The 18,129-nt window shown below is 73.8% G+C and carries 16 protein-coding genes; 9 read left to right on the forward strand and 7 right to left on the reverse strand.

The features are described from left to right. Positions 1-9: 9 nt before the first annotated feature. Positions 10-771 carry a DedA family protein gene (locus tag H7344_RS15920; RefSeq protein WP_229707221.1) on the reverse strand — a complete coding sequence of 254 codons (762 nt, stop codon included), beginning with the start codon at positions 769-771 and terminating at the stop codon, positions 10-12. A gap of 87 nt (positions 772-858) precedes the next feature. Here H7344_RS15920 and H7344_RS15925 point away from each other — a divergent pair, with 87 nt between their 5' ends. Both H7344_RS15925 and H7344_RS15930 read left to right on the forward strand, forming a co-directional pair. Next, positions 859-1,512: a TrmH family RNA methyltransferase gene (locus H7344_RS15925; protein ID WP_186347052.1), complete on the forward strand. Its 654-nt coding sequence runs from the start codon at positions 859-861 to the stop codon at positions 1,510-1,512. A 33-nt stretch (positions 1,513-1,545) separates the two neighbouring features. Next, the gene (locus H7344_RS15930; RefSeq protein WP_186346993.1) at positions 1,546-2,124 is read left to right on the forward strand and encodes a dienelactone hydrolase family protein; all 579 of its coding nucleotides are present in this window, start codon (positions 1,546-1,548) and stop codon (positions 2,122-2,124) included. Positions 2,125-2,128: 4 nt separating this feature from the next. Here the strand turns inward: H7344_RS15930 and H7344_RS15935 are convergent, their stop codons facing one another. After that, positions 2,129-3,931 carry a M14 family zinc carboxypeptidase gene (locus tag H7344_RS15935; protein ID WP_186346994.1) on the reverse strand — a complete coding sequence of 601 codons (1,803 nt, stop codon included), beginning with the start codon at positions 3,929-3,931 and terminating at the stop codon, positions 2,129-2,131. Between the two features lie 84 nt (positions 3,932-4,015). Continuing rightward, the gene (locus H7344_RS15940; RefSeq protein ID WP_186346995.1) at positions 4,016-4,516 is read right to left on the reverse strand and encodes a DUF2867 domain-containing protein; all 501 of its coding nucleotides are present in this window, start codon (positions 4,514-4,516) and stop codon (positions 4,016-4,018) included. A 106-nt stretch (positions 4,517-4,622) separates the two neighbouring features. On the opposite strand from H7344_RS15940, the gene fbaA reads away from it, so the two are divergent. Then, positions 4,623-5,654, forward strand: a complete 1,032-nt coding sequence (gene fbaA / locus H7344_RS15945; protein ID WP_186346996.1) for a class II fructose-bisphosphate aldolase — start codon at positions 4,623-4,625, stop codon at positions 5,652-5,654. Positions 5,655-5,908: 254 nt separating this feature from the next. Here the strand turns inward: fbaA and H7344_RS15950 are convergent, their stop codons facing one another. Beyond that, entirely contained in the window at positions 5,909-7,426 is a 1,518-nt protein-coding gene (locus H7344_RS15950; RefSeq protein WP_268238562.1) for a DHA2 family efflux MFS transporter permease subunit, read from the reverse strand. 36 nt (positions 7,427-7,462) lie between these two features. Here H7344_RS15950 and H7344_RS15955 point away from each other — a divergent pair, with 36 nt between their 5' ends. Beyond that, complete coding sequence (locus H7344_RS15955) at positions 7,463-7,891, forward strand: DUF3151 domain-containing protein (RefSeq protein WP_186346997.1); 429 nt, start codon at positions 7,463-7,465, stop codon at positions 7,889-7,891. On the opposite strand, the gene H7344_RS15960 is transcribed toward H7344_RS15955, so the two are convergent. Further along, positions 7,864-8,787: a LysR family transcriptional regulator gene (locus H7344_RS15960; protein ID WP_186346998.1), complete on the reverse strand. Its 924-nt coding sequence runs from the start codon at positions 8,785-8,787 to the stop codon at positions 7,864-7,866. The two genes, H7344_RS15955 and H7344_RS15960, sit on opposite strands and share 28 nt — an antisense overlap. A 101-nt stretch (positions 8,788-8,888) precedes the next feature. Between H7344_RS15960 and H7344_RS15965 the strand changes: the two genes are divergently transcribed. Continuing rightward, positions 8,889-9,899: a YeiH family protein gene (locus H7344_RS15965; protein WP_186346999.1), complete on the forward strand. Its 1,011-nt coding sequence runs from the start codon at positions 8,889-8,891 to the stop codon at positions 9,897-9,899. A 13-nt stretch (positions 9,900-9,912) separates the two neighbouring features. On the opposite strand, the gene lysS is transcribed toward H7344_RS15965, so the two are convergent. Then, positions 9,913-11,649: a lysine--tRNA ligase gene (gene lysS, locus H7344_RS15970; RefSeq protein WP_186347000.1), complete on the reverse strand. Its 1,737-nt coding sequence runs from the start codon at positions 11,647-11,649 to the stop codon at positions 9,913-9,915. Between the two features lie 279 nt (positions 11,650-11,928). Between lysS and H7344_RS15975 the strand changes: the two genes are divergently transcribed. Further along, complete coding sequence (locus H7344_RS15975) at positions 11,929-12,930, forward strand: helix-turn-helix transcriptional regulator (protein ID WP_186347001.1); 1,002 nt, start codon at positions 11,929-11,931, stop codon at positions 12,928-12,930. 50 nt (positions 12,931-12,980) lie between these two features. Here the strand turns inward: H7344_RS15975 and H7344_RS15980 are convergent, their stop codons facing one another. Then, entirely contained in the window at positions 12,981-13,892 is a 912-nt protein-coding gene (locus H7344_RS15980; RefSeq protein WP_222130758.1) for a diacylglycerol/lipid kinase family protein, read from the reverse strand. A 112-nt stretch (positions 13,893-14,004) separates the two neighbouring features. Here H7344_RS15980 and H7344_RS15985 point away from each other — a divergent pair, with 112 nt between their 5' ends. From H7344_RS15985 to purB, 3 genes are all read left to right on the forward strand, one after another. Further along, positions 14,005-15,288 carry an adenylosuccinate synthase gene (locus H7344_RS15985; protein WP_186347002.1) on the forward strand — a complete coding sequence of 428 codons (1,284 nt, stop codon included), beginning with the start codon at positions 14,005-14,007 and terminating at the stop codon, positions 15,286-15,288. Continuing rightward, positions 15,285-16,568, forward strand: coding sequence for a phosphoribosylamine--glycine ligase (purD, locus tag H7344_RS15990; RefSeq protein WP_186347003.1), 1,284 nt, complete (start codon positions 15,285-15,287; stop codon positions 16,566-16,568). Before H7344_RS15985 ends, purD begins: the two co-directional genes overlap by 4 nt. A gap of 80 nt (positions 16,569-16,648) precedes the next feature. Then, positions 16,649-18,079, forward strand: a complete 1,431-nt coding sequence (purB, locus tag H7344_RS15995) for an adenylosuccinate lyase (protein WP_186347004.1) — start codon at positions 16,649-16,651, stop codon at positions 18,077-18,079. Positions 18,080-18,129: the final 50 nt, after the last annotated feature.

Below are 18,129 nucleotides of genomic sequence, written 5' to 3' on the forward strand. Positions count from 1 at the left end.
GGGGCTCGCTCAGGCGCCGGAGCGCGGCGGGACGGAGGCGCCGGTGATGTCGCGGTCGGGCCGGCCGTCGTGGTCGTTGTCCTCGGCGAGGGGGCTGTCGGTGCGGCGGTGGCGCCACCACTCGTAGGCGATCGGGACGGCGGTGAAGGCAAGGATGACCAGGAAGATCAGGTCGATGTTGCTCTCCAGCCACGGGACCGTGTGGCCGAGGAAGTACCCGAGGCAGGTCACGCCGACGACCCAGGAGACGCCGCCGACGGCGCTCCACACGTAGAACCGGCGCCGCGGCATGCCGGTGATGCCGGCGACGACGGTGATGTAGGTGCGGACGAAGGCCACGAACCGGCCGATGACCAGGGCCTTGTTGCCGTGGCGGTCGAAGAAGACCTCGGTCTGGTCGAAGTACTTCTGCTTCAGCACGCGCCCGTCGCGCTCGCGCAGGCTCGGGCCGATCCGCCGGCCGATCTCGTAGCCGACCACGTTGCCCAGCCACGCCGCCACGACCATCAGCACCATCGCGATGCCGAGCTCGGCCAGGCGGGTGCCGGGGAAGAGGTCGATCTGGCCGGTGGCGATGAAGATCCCCAGCGCGAACAGCAGGCTGTCGCCGGGCAGGAACGGGAAGAACAGGCCGCACTCGACGAAGACGATGAGCAGGCTGATCCAGAACAGCTCGGCCCCGAACTGGGACAGGAGCCACTGCGGGTCCAGGAAGTCCAGGCCGAGCATCATCGGCGAGGGGAGGACCAGGCCTCCCTCGAGCGCGCTCACGGCCGCAGCCTATCGGCCGGGCGCCGGACGCGTCGGCCACCTACGCTGCGGGGCGTGGAGGAGGACCGCCGGGCGCCGTACGACCCGATGCCGCACGGACCGGCCGAGGTCGGCGTTGGTCCGTGGCCGGGCGGGCCGGACGCCTGGCCGGCGGGGGATCAGTACGACGCCGCGCTGCTGGCCGAGGGCGACCGCCGCAACGTCGTCGACCGCTACCGGTACTGGAGCGTCGAGGCGATCGTGGCCGACCTCGACACCCGCCGCCACGACTTCCACGTGGCGATCGAGAACTGGCAGCACGACTTCAACATCGGCACGATCGTCCGCTCGGCCAACGCGTTCCTCGCGGCCGAGGTGCACATCGTCGGCAACCGCCGGTGGAACCGTCGCGGCGCGATGGTCACCGACCGCTACCAGCACGTCCGCCACCACCCGACCGTCGAGGACCTGGCGGCGTACCTCTCCGAGCTGCCGGGCGGGCCGGTCCCGCTGCTCGGCATCGACAACCTCCCCGGCTCGCTGCACCTGGAGACCACCGACGTGCCACGCCGCGTCTGCTTCCTCTTCGGGCAGGAGGGGCCCGGGCTGAGCGAGGCCGCCCGCGAGGCGTGCGACGGGACGTTCTCGATCGCGCAGTTCGGCTCGACCCGCTCCATCAACGCCAGCGCGGCCGCCGCGATCGCGATGCACTCGTGGGTCCGCGCGCACGCCGACCTCTCCGGCGACGCCTGGCGGGGGTAGCCCGCTGTCGGTGCCCGGGTCCACGATGGCCGGATGACCGAGATCCTGCTGTTCCACCACGCGCTGGGGCTGACCGACGGCGTGCGGGCGTTCGCCGACCGGCTGCGGGCGGGTGGACACACGGTGCACACGCCCGACCTGTTCGAGGGGCGGGTCTTCGACTCCGTCGAGGAGGGGGTCGCCCATGCCCAGGGGCTCGGCTTCGCCACCGTCCTCGAGCGCGGACGGGAGGCGGCGACCGGCCTGCCCGAGGCGCTGGTGACGGCCGGGTTCTCGCTCGGCGTGCTGCCGGCCCAGCTGGTCGCGCAGACCCGGCCGGGGGTGCGCGGGGCGGTGCTGATGGAGTCGTTCGTGCCACCGGCGGAGCTCGGCACCTGGCCGGAGGGGCTGCCGGCGCAGGTGCACGGCATGGACGCCGACCCGTTCTTCGCCGATGAGGGCGACCTCGACGCGGCTCGCGACTTCGCCGGGTCCGGGGTCGCCGAGGTCGAGCTGTTCACCTACTCCGGCGACGTGCACCTGTTCGCCGACAACGGCCTGGCGACGTACGACGAGGACGCGACCGACCTGCTGGTCGAGCGTGTCCTCGCCTTCGTCGCCCGGGTCGGCTAGGTCCTCACCGCCGGCAGGCGGCGCCGAGCCGCACGACCTGCCCGCGGTCCACGAACACCTTCGAGCGCTGCACGACCTTCCCGCGCCGCTCGCAGGTCAGCGTGTACGCCTCGCGCCGGCCCGCGGTGGTGCGGGTGACGCCGTCGACCCGGTAGGTCCGCGGCTGCACGACCGGCCGGGTGGAGGGGTTCACCACCCAGCGGAACCGCCCGCTGCGCGGCACGGTGATGGTCGAGTCGACGACGTCGTCGTACGCCGACTCCCACGTGGGCGAGCGGAACTCCTTGCGCAGCCGCAGCACGGTCCCGGCCGGGGCCTTCCCACGCAGCACGCCGTGGTGCGCGGTGTCGATGGTGTGCTGGAGGGCGACCAGGTAGGCGCCGCGGTTGCCGCGGCCGGCGTACGTGCCGGCGCCGCGGTACTGGTCGACGACGTCGGGGAACGGCGGGTGGAACTCGTCCGGGCCGATCTCGAAGGTGTAGCCGAAGCCGCCGGTGGCGTTGTAGGACCAGTCCTCGGTCGTGCCGGTGGTGTCGTACAGCTCCCAGCCGTGGATGTTGTCGTAGCCGTTGTGCGCCGCCATCGCGGCGCCGAGCCGCTTGAGCGCCTTCTCGTCCGGGGCGTCGCCGACCGGCTTGCCATCGGGGCCGAGCGTCTCCGGGTCGACCCCGTTCGGCCGCAGGATGAGGTTGCCGAAGGTGTGGTTGGAGATGAGCATCGTGACCTGCCGCTCGCGCACCAGGTCGCGGATGTTCTGCGTCTCGGGCTCGGAGAACGCCGCGGCGCCGCGATAGGTCGGGTCGAGCACGCCCGCCTCGACGTTCGCGAGGTCCGGGGTGGTCGCGGCCGCGCCCGGCCCGCCCCAGAAGCCGCCGTAGTTGCGGTTGAGGTCGACGCCGATGCCGAAGCCGCCGCTGCTGGTCAGCGAGGCGCGGCAGGTGCCGTCCGGGGTGTCCATGCCGTCGAGGACGCGGCAGTTCTTGCGCTTGTAGGCGTGGCCGGGGGTGGCGAGCACCGACAGCGACCCGCCGAGCGGGTCGACGTCGTTGAGCGCCCGCAGGTCGACGTACTCCCCGTCGGTGCGGGAGAGGTGGAACCCGTCGACGTTGACGACCGGCACGACCACCACCCGCGCCTGCCGGAGCATCCGGGTGATCCGCCGGTCCTTGCCGTACGACGTCGCGAGGTCGACCGCGAACTCCATCGCGTTCTCGCCCGACGGCCACTCGCGGGCGTGGTGCAGCCCGAGCAGCACGAACGTGGGGCGGCCGCTCGCGGGCCGACGGACGTCCTCGCCGATCTCGACGCCGTAGATCGTGCGGCCGTCCAGGCTCGGTCGGCCGAGCGCGAAGCGCTTGACGATCCTGCGGTGCTTGCGGGCCAGCGCGGCCATGTCGGCCTCGTAGTCGGCCAGGGTCCGGTAGGTGTCGCGGCCCGAGGGCAGCGGCGAGCGCGCGACCCGGGCGGCGTACGCCTCGTTGATCTCGGCGACCTCGACCCCGCGGCGCACGAGGTCGGGGATCCGGACGTCGAAGGTGAAGCCGCCGGCGACCAGGGCGAGCAGGTCGGCCGGGGTGTGCAGCACGACCTCGACGTAGTCGTGGCCGGCGTGCTCGGTGAGGTCCAGGCCGAGCGCGGCCAGCCGGTCCTTGTGGGCGTCGGTGGGGGTGTCCACCGTGACCAGGCGCGGCGAGAACAGGGACGCGGCGCTGGTCGCGGTGCCGGTGGCCGCGGGCGTCGGGCTGAGGGCGCCGAGCGCCAGGGCGAGGGCCGCGGTGGTCGCGGCGGCGAGGGCGGGGAGTCGCATGTCGGGCTCCTGGGTGCAGGTGGGTTGCCTGCAGAACGCTCCTCCACCCGCCGAGGTCACGCTCCAGCGCGTCGAGCGCTCGCCTCAGCGACCCTGGAGCACGTCGCCGACGACGCGGCGGTGGACCAGCTCCGCGACGGTCTCGCGGGCGGGCAGGTCGGCGAGGAGGTACGCCGCCCCGACGAGCCCGTCGGGGTCGAGCCGCACCTCCTGCTCGAGCCGGCAGCCGTTCGCGCCGTCGGGCGTGACGGTCGTGGTCAGCGTGACCCGGCCCGGCGAGCGCACGTCCGCGACCAGCACCAGCCGCCGGGTGCCGTCCGGCTGCCCGGGCCCGTCGGTGACCTCCCAGACCCGCCAGAAGCCGACCGTGTCCCCGCGCACCAGCAGCGGCCGGCCCGGCACCGACCACCGTCGGCCGCCACCGCCGACCAGCCGGTCGATGAACCCGCGCACGACGAGCGGGCCGGCGTCGACGTACCACCGCGACCCCTCCAGGCCGCACGCCACCACCGCCCACGCGTGGTCGGCGGGGAGGGGAAGGGTGCTGGCGCGCCGGGTCGTCCGGAGCGAGGTGCGTCGGAGCATGGCCCGCCGGTAGCCACTAAGGTGCCAGCAGAATCCCGGCCCGCGCCCGAGACCGGCGCCGGGCCTGCTCAGCCCCGTCCTGCACCGTCCCCTGGAGGAGCCCGCAGTGCCCATCGCGACCCCCGAGAAGTACGCCGAGATGCTCGACGCGGCCAAGGAGAACGCCTACGCGTTCCCGGCCATCAACGTGTCGTCCTCGCAGACGCTCAACGCCGCCCTCAAGGGCTTCGCCGACGCCGGTTCGGACGGCATCATCCAGGTCTCGACCGGTGGCGCGGAGTACCTCTCCGGACCGTCGGTGAAGAACATGGTGAGCGGCTCGGTCGCGTTCGCGCAGTACGCCGCGGAGGTCGCCAAGAACTACCCGGTCAACATCGCGCTGCACACCGACCACTGCCCCGAGGACAAGCTCGACGGCTTCGTCCGCCCGCTGCTGGAGATCTCCCGCGAGCGGGTCCAGCGCGGCGAGGCGCCGCTGTTCCAGTCGCACATGTGGGACGGCTCCGCGGTGCCGCTGGAGGAGAACCTCACGATCGCCTCCGACCTGCTCGAGCGCTGCATCGCCGCGAAGATCATCCTCGAGATCGAGGTCGGCGTCGTCGGCGGCGAGGAGGACGGCGTCGCCCACGAGATCAACGACAAGCTCTACTCCACCCCGGCCGACGCGATCGCGACCGCCAAGGCCCTCGGGTACGGCGACCGCGGCTACTACATGACCGCGCTGACCTTCGGCAACGTGCACGGCGTCTACAAGCCGGGCAACGTCAAGCTCCGTCCCGAGGTGCTCAAGGAGGCCCAGGAGGCGGTCGTCTCCGAGTTCGGCCTCGAGGCCGGCGCCAAGCCGTTCCACCTCGTCTTCCACGGCGGCTCCGGCTCCACCGCCGAGGAGATCGCCGCCGCCGTCGACTACGGCGTGGTCAAGATGAACGTCGACACCGACACCCAGTACGCCTTCACCCGCCCCGTCGCCGCCCACATGTTCAACAACTACGACGGCGTCCTCAAGGTCGACGGCGAGGTCGGCAACAAGAAGGCCTACGACCCCCGCGCCTGGGGCAAGGCCGCGGAGGCCGGCATGGCCGCCCGCGTCGTCGAGGCCTGCGAGCACCTGCGCTCCGCCGGCAAGACCCTCGGCTGAGGCGTCTTCTCGGCTCCTGCAGCTGGTACGTCGCGGCGCCGGTCCCCGGTCGGGGGGCCGGCGTCGTGTCGTTTCATCAAGGTATGCAGGGAAACCGACGGCGGACCGGGTGTCGGCTCGCCTGCATACCTTGATGTCGCGTCACTCCCCACGGTGGATCCACACGGGGGAGTGACGGTTCGACTGCATACCTAGATGAACCGACCGGCTGGCTCATCGCTCGAGCGACCGGACCGAGCAGGCAAGGCTCGGGCTCAGTCCGCAGCAGCCGCGGGCACGGGCGCGACCGAGCCGCCGCCGAAGCCGGCGTGGCGGGGCCGCTCGAAGAACAGCACGGCGACCAGGCCCAGCACGAGCACGGCCGGCGGGAGGAGCAGCGAGGCACCCATCGCGTCGCTGAACGACTGCGCGGCGCCCGCGGGGAGGCCGCTGCCGGCGGCGGACGCGCCGGCCTCGCCACCGCCGTACGCCGGCAGGCCCTCGGCCGCGAGCCGGGCGTCCATGAGGACCGCGATCGCGGCCGACCCCAGCACGGCGCCGACCTGACGGGTGGCGTTGTAGACGCCCGAGCCGGCACCGGCCTGGTGCAGCGGCAGGTTGCGGGTGGCGGTCGCGGAGTTGGGCGACCACACGAAGGCGTTGCCGACGCCGAGCAGGAGCATCGGCGGCACCAGCCAGAGGATGGAGCCGTCGGGCTGGAGCGCCAGCGCGAGCCAGACGAGCGAGGCGATGATCCCGGTGAACCCGAAGCCGGTCAGCAGGCGCGGGTGCACCCGGTCCGTCAGGCCGCCGACCGGGCGGGCCAGCACGATGGTCATCACGGCCATCGGCACGAGCAGCAGCGCGGCCCGGGTGGGGCTGAGCCCGCGCACGACCTGCGCCCACAGCATGATCGGAATCGCCATCGCGGTGATCGCGAAGCCCATCGCAGTGATCGAGACGTTGGCCAGCGAGAAGTTGCGGTCGCGGAAGAGGCTGAGCGGCACCAGCGGCTCGGCGCGGTTGCGCGCTTGCCAGCCGACGAAGAGCGCCAGCACGACGACGCCGCTGACGATCATCGACCACACGAGCGCGCTCCACGCCAGCTGGTGGCCCTCCTGCACGCCGAAGACCAGCAGGAACATGCCCGCGCCGCTGAGCACCACCCCGAGCCAGTCGAAGCGGTGGTTGTTCGTCGTCAGCACCGGCACCAGCCGCAGGGCGAGCACGAAGCCGACGACGCCGACGGGCACGTTGATGAAGAAGATCCACTCCCAGCCCAGCGCGTCGACCAGCACGCCGCCGAGGATCGGCCCGACCAGCGTGGCGACGCCGGCGGTCGCGCCCCACAGGGCCATCGCCTTGCCGCGGCGCTCGGCCGGGAAGATGCGGGTGATGATCGCCATCGTCTGCGGCGTGATCATCGCGGCGCCGAGCCCCTGCACCACGCGGGCGGCGACCAGGCCCTCGATCGACCCGGTCAGGCCGCACCACAGCGAGGCGAGGGTGAAGACCGTCAGGCCTGCGAGGTACATGCGCCGCGGCCCGAACCGGTCGCCGAGCCGGCCCGTGATCAGCACCGGCACGGCGTACGCCAGGAGGTAGGCGCTGGTCACCCAGACCACGGCGTTCACGTCGGCCTGGAGGTCCTCGATGAGCGCGGGCGTCGCCACCGACACGATCGTGGAGTCCACGAGGATCATGAAGAAACCCAGGCAGAGGGCGAAGAGGGCCGGCCAGGGGTCCTTGTCGGACGCCGCGGGCGCAGTCGTGGGGGCGGCGGTCGAGGTCACGAGGGGAGTGAACACCCCACCGTGGACAATGCTTCCATGACCACCCCGATCGGACGCGACCTGATGGCGGGCCCCCCGCCGACCCACCTCCCGGCGGACCCGGCGACCGACGCGCTGGCGGGCGGCGAGGCGCCGACGGAGGTCGTGCGCCGCAGCCCGGCGTCGCCCGTCGCCTGGGCCGCGCTCGCCCAGGAGGCCGTGGCGGCCGACGCCGACGCGGTGACGGTCTACGCCTACGCGCGCGTCGGCTACCACCGCAGCCTGGACATGCTCCGCCGCAACGGGTGGAAGGGCCACGGCCCCGTCCCGTGGGAGCACGAGCCGAACCGCGGGTTCCTCACCTGCCTCGCGCTGCTCGCGAAGGCCGCCCGCGCGATCGGCGAGACCGACGAGTGGGAGCGCTGCCGCGACTTCCTGCGCGACTCCTCGCCGACCGCCTACGCCGAGCTGCTCGGCGACGCCTGACCCGAGGCGCGCGCCAACCTGACCAACGCGGCGGCCGGGCCCTCCGGCCGCCGCGCGGGCAGCCAGACCGCCCGCAACGAGCGGGACAGGTCGAGGTCGGCGACGGGTACGGCGACGAGCTGGCCGGTCACGAGCTCCGCGGCCACCGCCAGCTCGCTCAGCACCGCCGGCGCCCCGCCCTCGCCCGCGGCCGCCTTGACCGCCGCGGTGCTCGCCAGCTCCAGCCGCTGCTCGCCCAGCGCGTGACCGGCCAGGTCGAGCGCGCGGACGAGCGTCTCCCGGGTGCCCGAGCCGGCCTCGCGCAGCACCAGGTCGGAGGCGACCAGCTCGGCCGCCGTGACCGGCGTACGCCGCCGACCCCACGGGTGCGCCGGGCCGACGACGACGAGCAGCCGGTCGCGGGCGACCGTGGTGGACGCGACGGTCCGCGGGACGGTGGGTGACTCCACGAACCCCAGCGGCACGCGGCCCGACGTCACCCGGTCGAGCACGTGATGGGAGTTGCCCACGTCGAGGCTGACGTGCAGGTCGGGGTGCTCCCGGCGGAACCGGGCCAGCCACCGTGGCGCGAGGTGCTCAGCGACCGTGAGGCTGCTGGCCACGGTCAGGTGGGCCTTGCGCTGGGCGGCCAGCGACCGCGCGCCCAGCACCACCCGCTCGACCCCCGCCAGCGCGTCCCGCGCCCAGGCGACGACGACCTCGCCCTCGGTGGTCAGGCGCGAACCCGCCGTCGTGCGCACGAGCAGCACCAGGTCGAGCTGCCGCTCCAGCTTCGCCAGCAGTCGGCTGGCGTTGGGCTGCGCCATCCCGACCTGGCGCGCGGCCGCTCCGACCGATCCGGTCTCGGCGACCCGGACCAGCAGGTCGAGGCCGGCGAGGTCCGGCTGTCCGCTCATGCACCCAACGTATGAGCGAGTGCCTGCTCATATCAACACGGCATGGGTCACGGCCGGATCGACGGCTACCGCGAGGACGGCTCCGCGACGAGGGTGGAGGCATGCTCGCGACCTCCCCCACGCCGACCCAGGCACCGACCCGGGCACCGGCACGGCTGCCCGGGCTGGTGCTGGCCGGCGGGGCGGGCGCGCTGGCGCTGGCCGTGCACGCCGCGGTGCCGATCCTCGGCGCGACGCTGGTGGCCGTGGCGCTCGGCCTCGTCGCAGCCGCGTCGGGCCGCCTCCCGGACGTCGTCCGGCCGGGCCTCGGCGCGGCGTCGCGCGGCGTGCTCCGGGTCGGCGTCGCGCTGCTCGGCCTGCAGCTGGTCCTCGACGACGTGCTCGCGCTCGGCTGGCCGGTGGTCGCGGTCGTCGTCGGCGTCGTCGCCTTCGGCATCACGGCGACGCTCGCGGTCGGCCGGGTCCTCGGCGTACCTCCCGACCAGGCGCTCCTCGTCGCCTGCGGCTTCTCCATCTGCGGTGCCGCCGCGGTCGCCGCACTCGACGGCGTCCGGCGCAGCCGCGCCGAGGACGTCGCCCGCGTGGTCGCCCTGGTCGTCGTCTGCGGCAGCGTCGCGATGCTGGCCGTACCGCTCCTCGGCACCGTCCTCGGCCTGCCGCCCGCCTCCACGGCCGCGTGGGCGGGGGCGTCGGTCCACGAGGTCGGTCAGGTCGTCGTCGCGGGCGGACTGCTCGGCGGCGCGGCGCTCGAGGTCGCCGTCGCGGTCAAGCTCGGTCGCGTGCTGCTCCTCGCCCCGGTGCTCGCCGTCGTCGCCGTGCGCGCGCGGAGCACCACCCCCGGCGTACGCCGCCCGCCGCTCGTGCCGGCGTTCGTCGTCGTCTTCGTGGCGCTCGTCGCGCTGCGGGCGCTCGTGCCCGTGCCTGACGGGCTGCTCGCCTCGGCCGGGGCGGTCCAGGCCGCGGCGCTGGCCACCGCGATGTTCGCCCTCGGCTGCTCGCTCGACCCGGGCGCGCTCCGGCGCACGGCGCGGCCGCTGGTGCTGCTCGCGCTCGCCGCCACCGGGATGGTCGGCCTGCTCGGTCTGCCCGCGGCGTACCTCGTCGCCGGCTGAGCGGAAGGGCGGGCTACGGCGCGGTCAGCAGGTGGCGGATCCGCTCGGAGCCCAGGGCGAGGAACAGGGTGGGGAGACGGGGGCCGCGCTCGGCGTCAACGAGGAGCTCGTAGAGCAGCCGGAAGAACGCCTTCTGGTCGGCCTTGACCTCGTCGGTGGGGGCGTCGTCGAGGGCGAGCCCGCGGGCCAGCTTGGGGACGCCGTAGACGAGCGCGGTGGTGCCGTCGACGTCGAGCTCGGCGGGCAGGCGGTCGAGCAGGGTGGTGAGCCATCGCTGCTCGTCCTCGGTGAGCCGGCCCAGCCGGTCGGCGTCGGGCTGCTCGCGGACGGTGGTGCGCTCCTCGGCGGGGACGAACTCCGCGGTCCAGGTCATCGCCCGGTCCAGTCGCGGCTGGAGGTCGGCGACGGAGTCGTGGGCGTGGCCACCACGGGCGACGATCCCGCTGATCAGCTCGGCGCTGCCGGCGGTCACGTCGGCGACCGAGGAGAGCAGGCGGAACGGCACCACGACCCGCGGGGTCGGCAGCGTGCCGGCCGCGGCGGTCGCCGAGGCGCGCTCGAAGGCCAGCACCTGGGCGTCGCGCTTCGCGGGGTCGGCGGCCTTGCGGCCGAGCGAGTCCCACTCGTCGTACAACCGCACGACCTCGGCGCCGAAGTCGATGTTGAACGCCTGCTTGGGCTGGCGGCGGGCGTAGAGCCAGCGCAGGATCGGCGCCTCGAGCACCTGCAGCGCGTCGGCCGCGGTGGGCACGCCGCCGGCGGAGGACGACATCTTCTGCATGCCGGCGAACCCGACGAAGGCGTAGGCGACGTAGGAGGGCGCGCGGAAGTCGAAGACGCGCTTCACCAGCTCCTTGCCCACGGTGTAGGAGGAGCCGGGCGTGGAGTGGTCGAGGCCGCCGGGCTCGAAGTCGACCTGCTCGACCGACCAGCGCATCGGCCAGTCGACCTTCCAGACCAGCTTGCCCTCGTGCTGGGTCGCCACGTTGGTCACGCCGCTGAACCCGCAGGAGGAGCAGGTGTAGGACAGGTCGGTCGTGTCGTCGTCGTACGCCGTGACGTCGACGGTGTCGCGGCCGCACTCGCGGCAGTACGGCTTGTAGGGGAAGCGCGCCAGCGAGCCGGCGCCGGCGGCCCCGACCTCGGGCTCGTCCTCGTCGGCGACGGAGTCGGCCAGGGCCTCGGCCTCCTGCTCGTTCTCCGCGACGGGCGCAGCCTTCTTCGTGCGGTGCTTGGCCAGCACCTCCTCGATGGTGTCGCGGTGCCGGATGGCGTGCAGGACCTGCTCGGTGTAGGCGCCGGCGCGGTAGCGCTCGGTCTGCGACACCTCCTCCATCTCCACGCCCATCTCGGCCAGCGCCGCCCGCAGGGGCGCCTTGAAGTGCTCGGCCCACGACTCGTGGCACGCCCACGGGTCCGGCACGGCCGACAGCGGGCGGCCGATGTGCTCCGACCACTCGGCCGGCACGCCGGCGGGGACCTTGCGGAACCGGTCGAAGTCGTCCCAGCTGTGCAGGTGCCGCACGGGGATGCCGCGCCGGCGGATCTCCTCGGCGACGAGGTGGGGGGTGAGGAACTCGCGCAGGTTGCCCAGGTGGATCGGGCCCGACGGGCTCGCGCCGGAGGCGCAGGTGATCATCCGGTCGCCACCCTCGCCGAGGTCGGCGTGCCGGATCGCGTCGTCGGCCGCGCGGGTGACCCAGTCGACGGGGTCCCCGGAACCCTTCTCGGACCGGTTGCCTCGCGCCACTGCTCGCTCCTCGCACGTCGGGTGTGCCACCTGATGTGGACGAGGAGCAACGCTACCGCCGGGGGAGGAAGGCGCCGGAACCGTCCCCTGCGGCGGTCCCGACGCCCTCCGGCACGCCGACCGGCCTCCACGTCCCCCGACGCGGGCCGGGCGGCCGCCGCCTCCCCCGAGTCCGGCGGCCGATCCAGTTGTCGGCGTACGCCTCCAGCATGCCTGGCCGTTCCAGGACACCCCGGCGCGTGGCTGCCGGTGGCCGGAAGATGCCACTACCGTGGACGGATGCCCGCTCCCCGTCCGCCCGCCACCCTGCGCGAGGCGCTCGGCCTCGGTGACGACGACGACCAGCTCTACGAGCGGGTCCGCGCCCAGGCGGGGCGTCAGGTCGTGTCCGTCGCGGCTGCCTTGAGGCGTACGCCGGAGGAGCTGCTGCGCGAGCTCGCGCCGCTCGTCGAGCACGGCATCGTGCGGATCGAGGACGACCGCGTCTTCGTCGACAGCCCGGCCGAGGCGGTCGTCCGGGTGCTCAGCGAGACGGCCGCGACCGCGGCCCGGGCGCACGCCCGGCTCTCCGACCTCGCGGCGGCCGTGCCGCTGCTGGCCGGCCGCGCCGTGCGGTCGATGGCCGACGACGGGCACGTCCGCCCCATCGACGGCGAGATCAGCACGGGGGGCCGGACCCACGCGGTGGACCTCACCCGGGCGCTGATCGAGCAGAGCCTCGGCGAGGTCCGGTCGCTGCGACCCGACCAGTACCTCGAGACGGCCCGCGAGGACGCCATGACCGACCTGCTCGGCGAGGTCGTCGGCCAGGGGCGGCGGGCGCGGGCGATCTACCCCGTCCGGGCGCTGACGGAGTCGCGGGACGCCCTGGCCCGGCGCGCGGCCGCCGGCGAGGAGGTGCGCGTCCTGCCGAACGTGCCGACCCGGCTGTGCGTGATCGGCACGAGCTACGCCCTGCTGCCCGAGCCGCTGGGCTTCGTGGACGAGCCGCTGACCCTGCTGCGCCAACGCGGCCTGGTCGAGGCCCTGGGCCTGTGGTTCGACGCCCTGTGGGAGCGCGCGCTCCCGGTGCCGGAGCTCGAGCGCGGCGAGGGCCGGCCCGACCTGCGGCGCTTCCTGCTCCAGCAGCTGGCCGAGGGAGCGCAGGACGAGCAGATCGCCCGCCGGCTCGGGGTCAGCCTGCGGACCGTCCGCCGCCGCGTGGCCGACCTGCTCGGCGAGCTCGGCGCCGACACCCGGTTCCAGGCCGGTGCCGAGGCCGTGCGGCGCGGGTGGTTGTAGCCGGCCCTCGGGGTTCACCGCAGGGCAGGTCAGGGCAGGTCAGGGGCAGGTCAGGGCAGGACCAGGGAGTAGGCGCCGGGCTCCAGCCGCCACGTCCGGCGGCGCTCGGGGCCGTAGATCTCCCCGTCGGCGGAGCAGTAGAACTGCTCGCCGTCGATGGTCACCTGCTTCGCGCGGAGGTAGAGGACGTCGTCACGCTCGTGGTGGGTCGCGCGGAGCAGCGAGCCGAGGTAGCCGATCCGCTGCAACGGTCCCACCGAGCGGGCGACCATCACGTCCATCAGCCCGTCGCGGGTGTCGGCGTCCGGGGTCAGCTCGGTCCCGCCGCCCACGGTCGCGCCGTTGCCGACCGCGACCATGAGCACCGGCTCGTCGTAGTCGATGACGACCTCGCCGTCGACCTCGACCCGGAGCCGCACGTACGGCGGCCGGACCGCGGCGAGCAGCGCGCCGATCGGGTAGCCGAGCCGGCCGAGGTTGACCCCGCCGACGCCGATCCCGTGGAGCCGGTCCTTCCAGCGGTCGGCGCGGCGGCTGGCCTGGGCGCCGGCCCCGGCGTGGACGCTGTTGACGACGATCTCGCCGACCTCGTCGAGGATCAGGTCCATCCGCCGCGGTCGGCCGTGGAGGACGACCTTCGCGGCCTCCTCGATGTCGAGCGGGATGTCGTTGCCGCGGGCGAAGTCGTTGCCGGTGCCCAGCGGCAGCAGGCCGAGGACGGCGTCGGCGAGCTCGCGGCGCCGGTGCAGCGCGGCCACGACCGCGTGCATGCTGCCGTCGCCGCCCGCCACGACGATGCGGCGGGAGGCGGCCCGGTGGAGCACGCCGTCCAGCTCGCCGGGGTCGGACGTGGCGCAGACCTCCACCGACGTGCGGGCGCGCAGGATCGCCAGGGCGCTCTCGAGCTGCTGCTCGTCGGCGGTGCCGGCGTCGCTGTTGGTGATCACGAGGAGGGGGTCCATCGCGGCGACCATAGCGGGCGGCGCCCACGCCGTTCTTGCTAACGTGTCGACGCAAGAGCCCCGGACAGCGCTTGCTGCCGGGGCCTTTCCTTCGTGCCGTGAGGAGTCACGCATGCCCGCGATCGTCGTGCTCGGAGCCCAGTGGGGTGACGAGGGCAAGGGCAAGGCCACCGACCAGCTGGCGACCACCGACCCGATCGACTACGTCGTCCGCACCAGCGGCGGCCACAACGCCGGCCACACCATCGTCATCAACGGCGAGAAGTACGCCACGCACCTGCTGCCCAGCGGCATCCTCACCCCCGGCGCCACCTCGGTGATCGCCAACGGCGTCGTGGTCTCGCCCGAGGCGCTGTTCCGCGAGCTCGACGGCCTGCTGGAGCGCGGCGTGGAGATCGGCGGCCTCGTCGTCAGCGCCAACGCGCACGTCATCGCGTCGTACCACTCGACGATCGACAAGGTCACCGAGCGCTTCCTCGGCAAGAACCAGATCGGCACGACCGGCCGCGGCATCGGGCCGGCGTACTCCGACAAGGTCAACCGCTACGGCGTGCGCATCGCCGACCTGTTCGACGAGAAGATCCTGCGGCAGAAGGTCGAGGCGGCCCTCGACGTCCGCAACCACCTGCTGACCAAGATCTACAACCGCCGCGCCATCGAGGTCGACGCGGTCGTCGAGGAGCTCACGGCGTACGTCGACCGGTTGCGGCCGATGGTCGCCGACACCTCGCTGCTGCTGAACCAGGCGCTCGATCGCGGCGAGACCGTGCTCTTCGAGGGCGCCCAGGCGACCATGCTCGACGTCGACCACGGCACCTATCCGTTCGTGACCTCGTCGAACCCCGTCGCCGGCGGCGTCTGCGTCGGCGCCGGCGTCGGCCCGACCCGCATCGACCGGGTGATCGGCGTCATCAAGGCCTACACGACCCGCGTCGGCTCGGGACCGTTCCCGACCGAGCTCTTCGACGAGGACGGCCGGCAGCTGCAGCAGCTCGGCGGCGAGATCGGCGTCTCGACCGGCCGGACCCGCCGCTGCGGCTGGTACGACTCCGTCGTCGCCCGCTACGCCTCCCGCGTCAACGGGCTCACCGACCTGTTCCTCACCAAGCTCGACATCCTCGGCGCCTGGGAGCGGATCCCGGTCTGCGTCGCCTACGAGGTCGACGGCGTCCGCCAGGACGAGATGCCGATGACGCAGACCGAGTTCCACCACGCGAAGCCGGTCTACGAGTACTTCGACGGCTGGGGCACCGACATCTCCGGCTGCCGCACCTTCGAGGACTTGCCGGTCAACGCCCAGCGCTACGTCCAGGCGCTCGAGGAGCTCTCCGGCACCCGGATCTGGGGCGTCGGCGTCGGGCCGGGCCGCGAGCAGACGGTGGTCGTCCACCCGTGACCGGCCCCGCGAGCGTCCTGGTCGTCGGCACCGGCGGTCGCGAGCACGCGCTCGCGCTGGCGCTCTCTCGGGACCCCGGCGTGATCGAGGTCCACGCGGCCCCCGGCAACCCCGGCATCGCGGGCGTCGCCAGCCTGCACGACGTCGACCCCGGTGACCCGGCGGCGGTCGCCGCGCTGGCCGCGCGGTTGGGTGTCGACCTGGTCGTCGTGGGGCCCGAGGCGCCGCTGGTCGCCGGCGTCGCGGACGCGGTCGTCGAGGCCGGCATCGCCTGCTTCGGTCCGTCGCGCACGGCGGCCCGGTTGGAGGGCTCTAAGGCGTTCGCCAAGGAGGTCATGGCCGCCGCGGGGGTCCCGACGGCCAGATCGTGGGTGTGCAGCACCCCAGCCGAGGTCGCTGGAGCATTGGACGAGTCCGGGGCTCCGTACGTCGTCAAGGACGACGCGCTCGCCGCCGGCAAGGGCGTCGTCGTCACCACCGACCGCGCTGAGGCGCTCGCCCACGCGGCCACCTGCGACCGTGTGGTCGTCGAGGAGTTCCTCGACGGGCCCGAGGTCTCGCTCTTCGCGGTCTGCGACGGCACCACCGCCCGGCCGCTGCAGCCGGCGCAGGACTTCAAGCGCATCCACGACGGCGGCCGCGGGCCCAACACCGGCGGGATGGGCTCCTACTCGCCGCTGCCCTGGGCGCCGCCGGACCTCGCGGACGTCGTCATCGCCGCCGTCGTCCAGCCCACGCTCGACGAGATGGCCCGCCGTGGCGCGCCGTTCCGGGGGTGCCTGTACGTCGGTCTCGCGCTGACCGCCGCCGGCCCGCGGGTCATCGAGTTCAACGTCCGCTTCGGCGACCCCGACGTGCAGCCGGTGCTCGCGCTCCTCGAGTCCCCGCTCGGCGAGCTCCTCCTCGCCGCCGCCGAGGGCCGCCTCGGCGAGGTCGACCCGCCCCGCTTCCGCGAGGGCGCGGCCGTGAGCGTCGTGCTCGCCTCCGCCGGCTACCCCGAGTCGTCCTCGAAGGGCGACGTCATCTCCGGGGTCGACGCGGCCGCCGCGCACGATGGCGTCGACGTCATCCACGCGGGGACGGCTGTGTCCGACAGCGCCCTCGTCACCGCCGGTGGCCGCGTGCTGTCGGTCCGCGCGACCGGCTCTGACGTCGCCGCCGCCCGAGCCGCGGCGTACGCCGCCGCCGACGAGATCTCCTTCCCCGGCATGCAGCGTCGCTCCGACATCGCTGCCGAGCCGCTCGGCGTCGTCGAGGGTGCCGCCGTCCTCGACGGCTGAGGGGCGCGCCGGGGTCCCGTGGCGGGGCCAGCGGCAGCCGTGAGTCTGCCGACCGCCCGGGCCGTGGGAGAATCCGCCGCGTGACCGTCCCGAACGTCCTGGCCACGCGGTACGCCGCTCCCGATCTCGCCGGCACCTGGTCGCCGGAGCACAAGGTGGTCCTCGAGCGGCAGCTGTGGGTGGCGGTCCTCAAGGCGCAGCGCGACCTCGGGATCGAGGTGCCGGACGGCGTCGTCGAGGCCTACGAGGCCGTGGTGGCCCGGGGTGAGGACGGCGTCGACCTCGCCTCGATCGCCGCCCGCGAGCGGGTGACGCGGCACGACGTGAAGGCGCGCATCGAGGAGTTCTGCGCGCTGGCGGGCCACGAGCACATCCACAAGGGGATGACCTCGCGCGACCTGACCGAGAACGTCGAGCAGCTCCAGGTCCGGCAGTCCCTCCAGATCGTCCGCGACCGCGCGGTCGCCACCCTGGCCCGGCTCGGCCGGCTGGCCGCGGAGCACGAGCTGACGGTGATGGCCGGCCGCAGCCACAACGTGGCGGCGCAGGCGACGACCCTCGGCAAGCGGTTCGCGACCGTCGCCGACGAGATGCTGGTGGCGCTGGAGCGGGTCGAGGACCTGCTGGGCCGCTACCCGCTGCGCGGCATCAAGGGCCCGATGGGCACCGCCCAGGACATGCTCGACCTGCTGGACGGGGACGAGGCCCGGCTCGCCGAGCTCGAGCAGCGCGTCGCCGCCCACCTCGGCTTCGACCGGGTGCTGACCAGCGTCGGCCAGGTCTACCCCCGCTCGCTGGACTTCGACGTGCTCTCCGCGCTCGTCCAGCTCGTCGCCGGCCCCTCCAACCTCGCGACCACGGTCCGGCTGATGGCCGGCAACGAGCTCGTCACCGAGGGGTTCAAGGAGGGGCAGGTCGGCTCCTCGGCGATGCCGCACAAGATGAACAGCCGCTCCTGCGAGCGCGTCAACGGCCTCGCCGTCGTCACCCGCGGCTACCTGTCGATGATCGGGGAGCTCGCCGGCGACCAGTGGAACGAGGGCGACGTCTCCGACTCCGTCGTGCGCCGGGTCGCGCTGCCGGACGCGTTCTTCGCCGTCGACGGGCTGTTCCAGACCTTCCTCACCGTGCTCGACGAGTTCGGCGCGTTCCCGGCTGTCGTCCAGCGCGAGCTCGACCGGTACCTCCCGTTCCTCGCGACCACCAAGGTGCTCATGGCCGCGGTGCGCAACGGCGTGGGCCGCGAGGCCGCGCACGAGGCGATCAAGGAGGCCGCGGTCGGCACCGCGCTCGACATGCGCCGTGGCCAGGCCGAGAACGACGTCTTCGCCCGCCTCGCCGCCGACCCACGCCTCGGCCTCTCCGCCGACCAGCTCGCCTCGCTCGTCGCCGAGCCGATCACCTTCACCGGCGCTGCGGTGGCCCAGGTCCAAGAGGTCGTGCGCCGCGTGGCGGCCGTGACCGAGCGGCACCCCGTGGCCGCGGCGTACGCCCCCGGCGCGATCCTCTAGACCAGCCCTCCAGACCACTACGAGCGGCCTGCAACGACCCCGGCCGTGCC

This window comes from Nocardioides deserti, from assembly GCF_014266025.1.
Classification (GTDB): domain Bacteria; phylum Actinomycetota; class Actinomycetes; order Propionibacteriales; family Nocardioidaceae; genus Nocardioides; species Nocardioides deserti.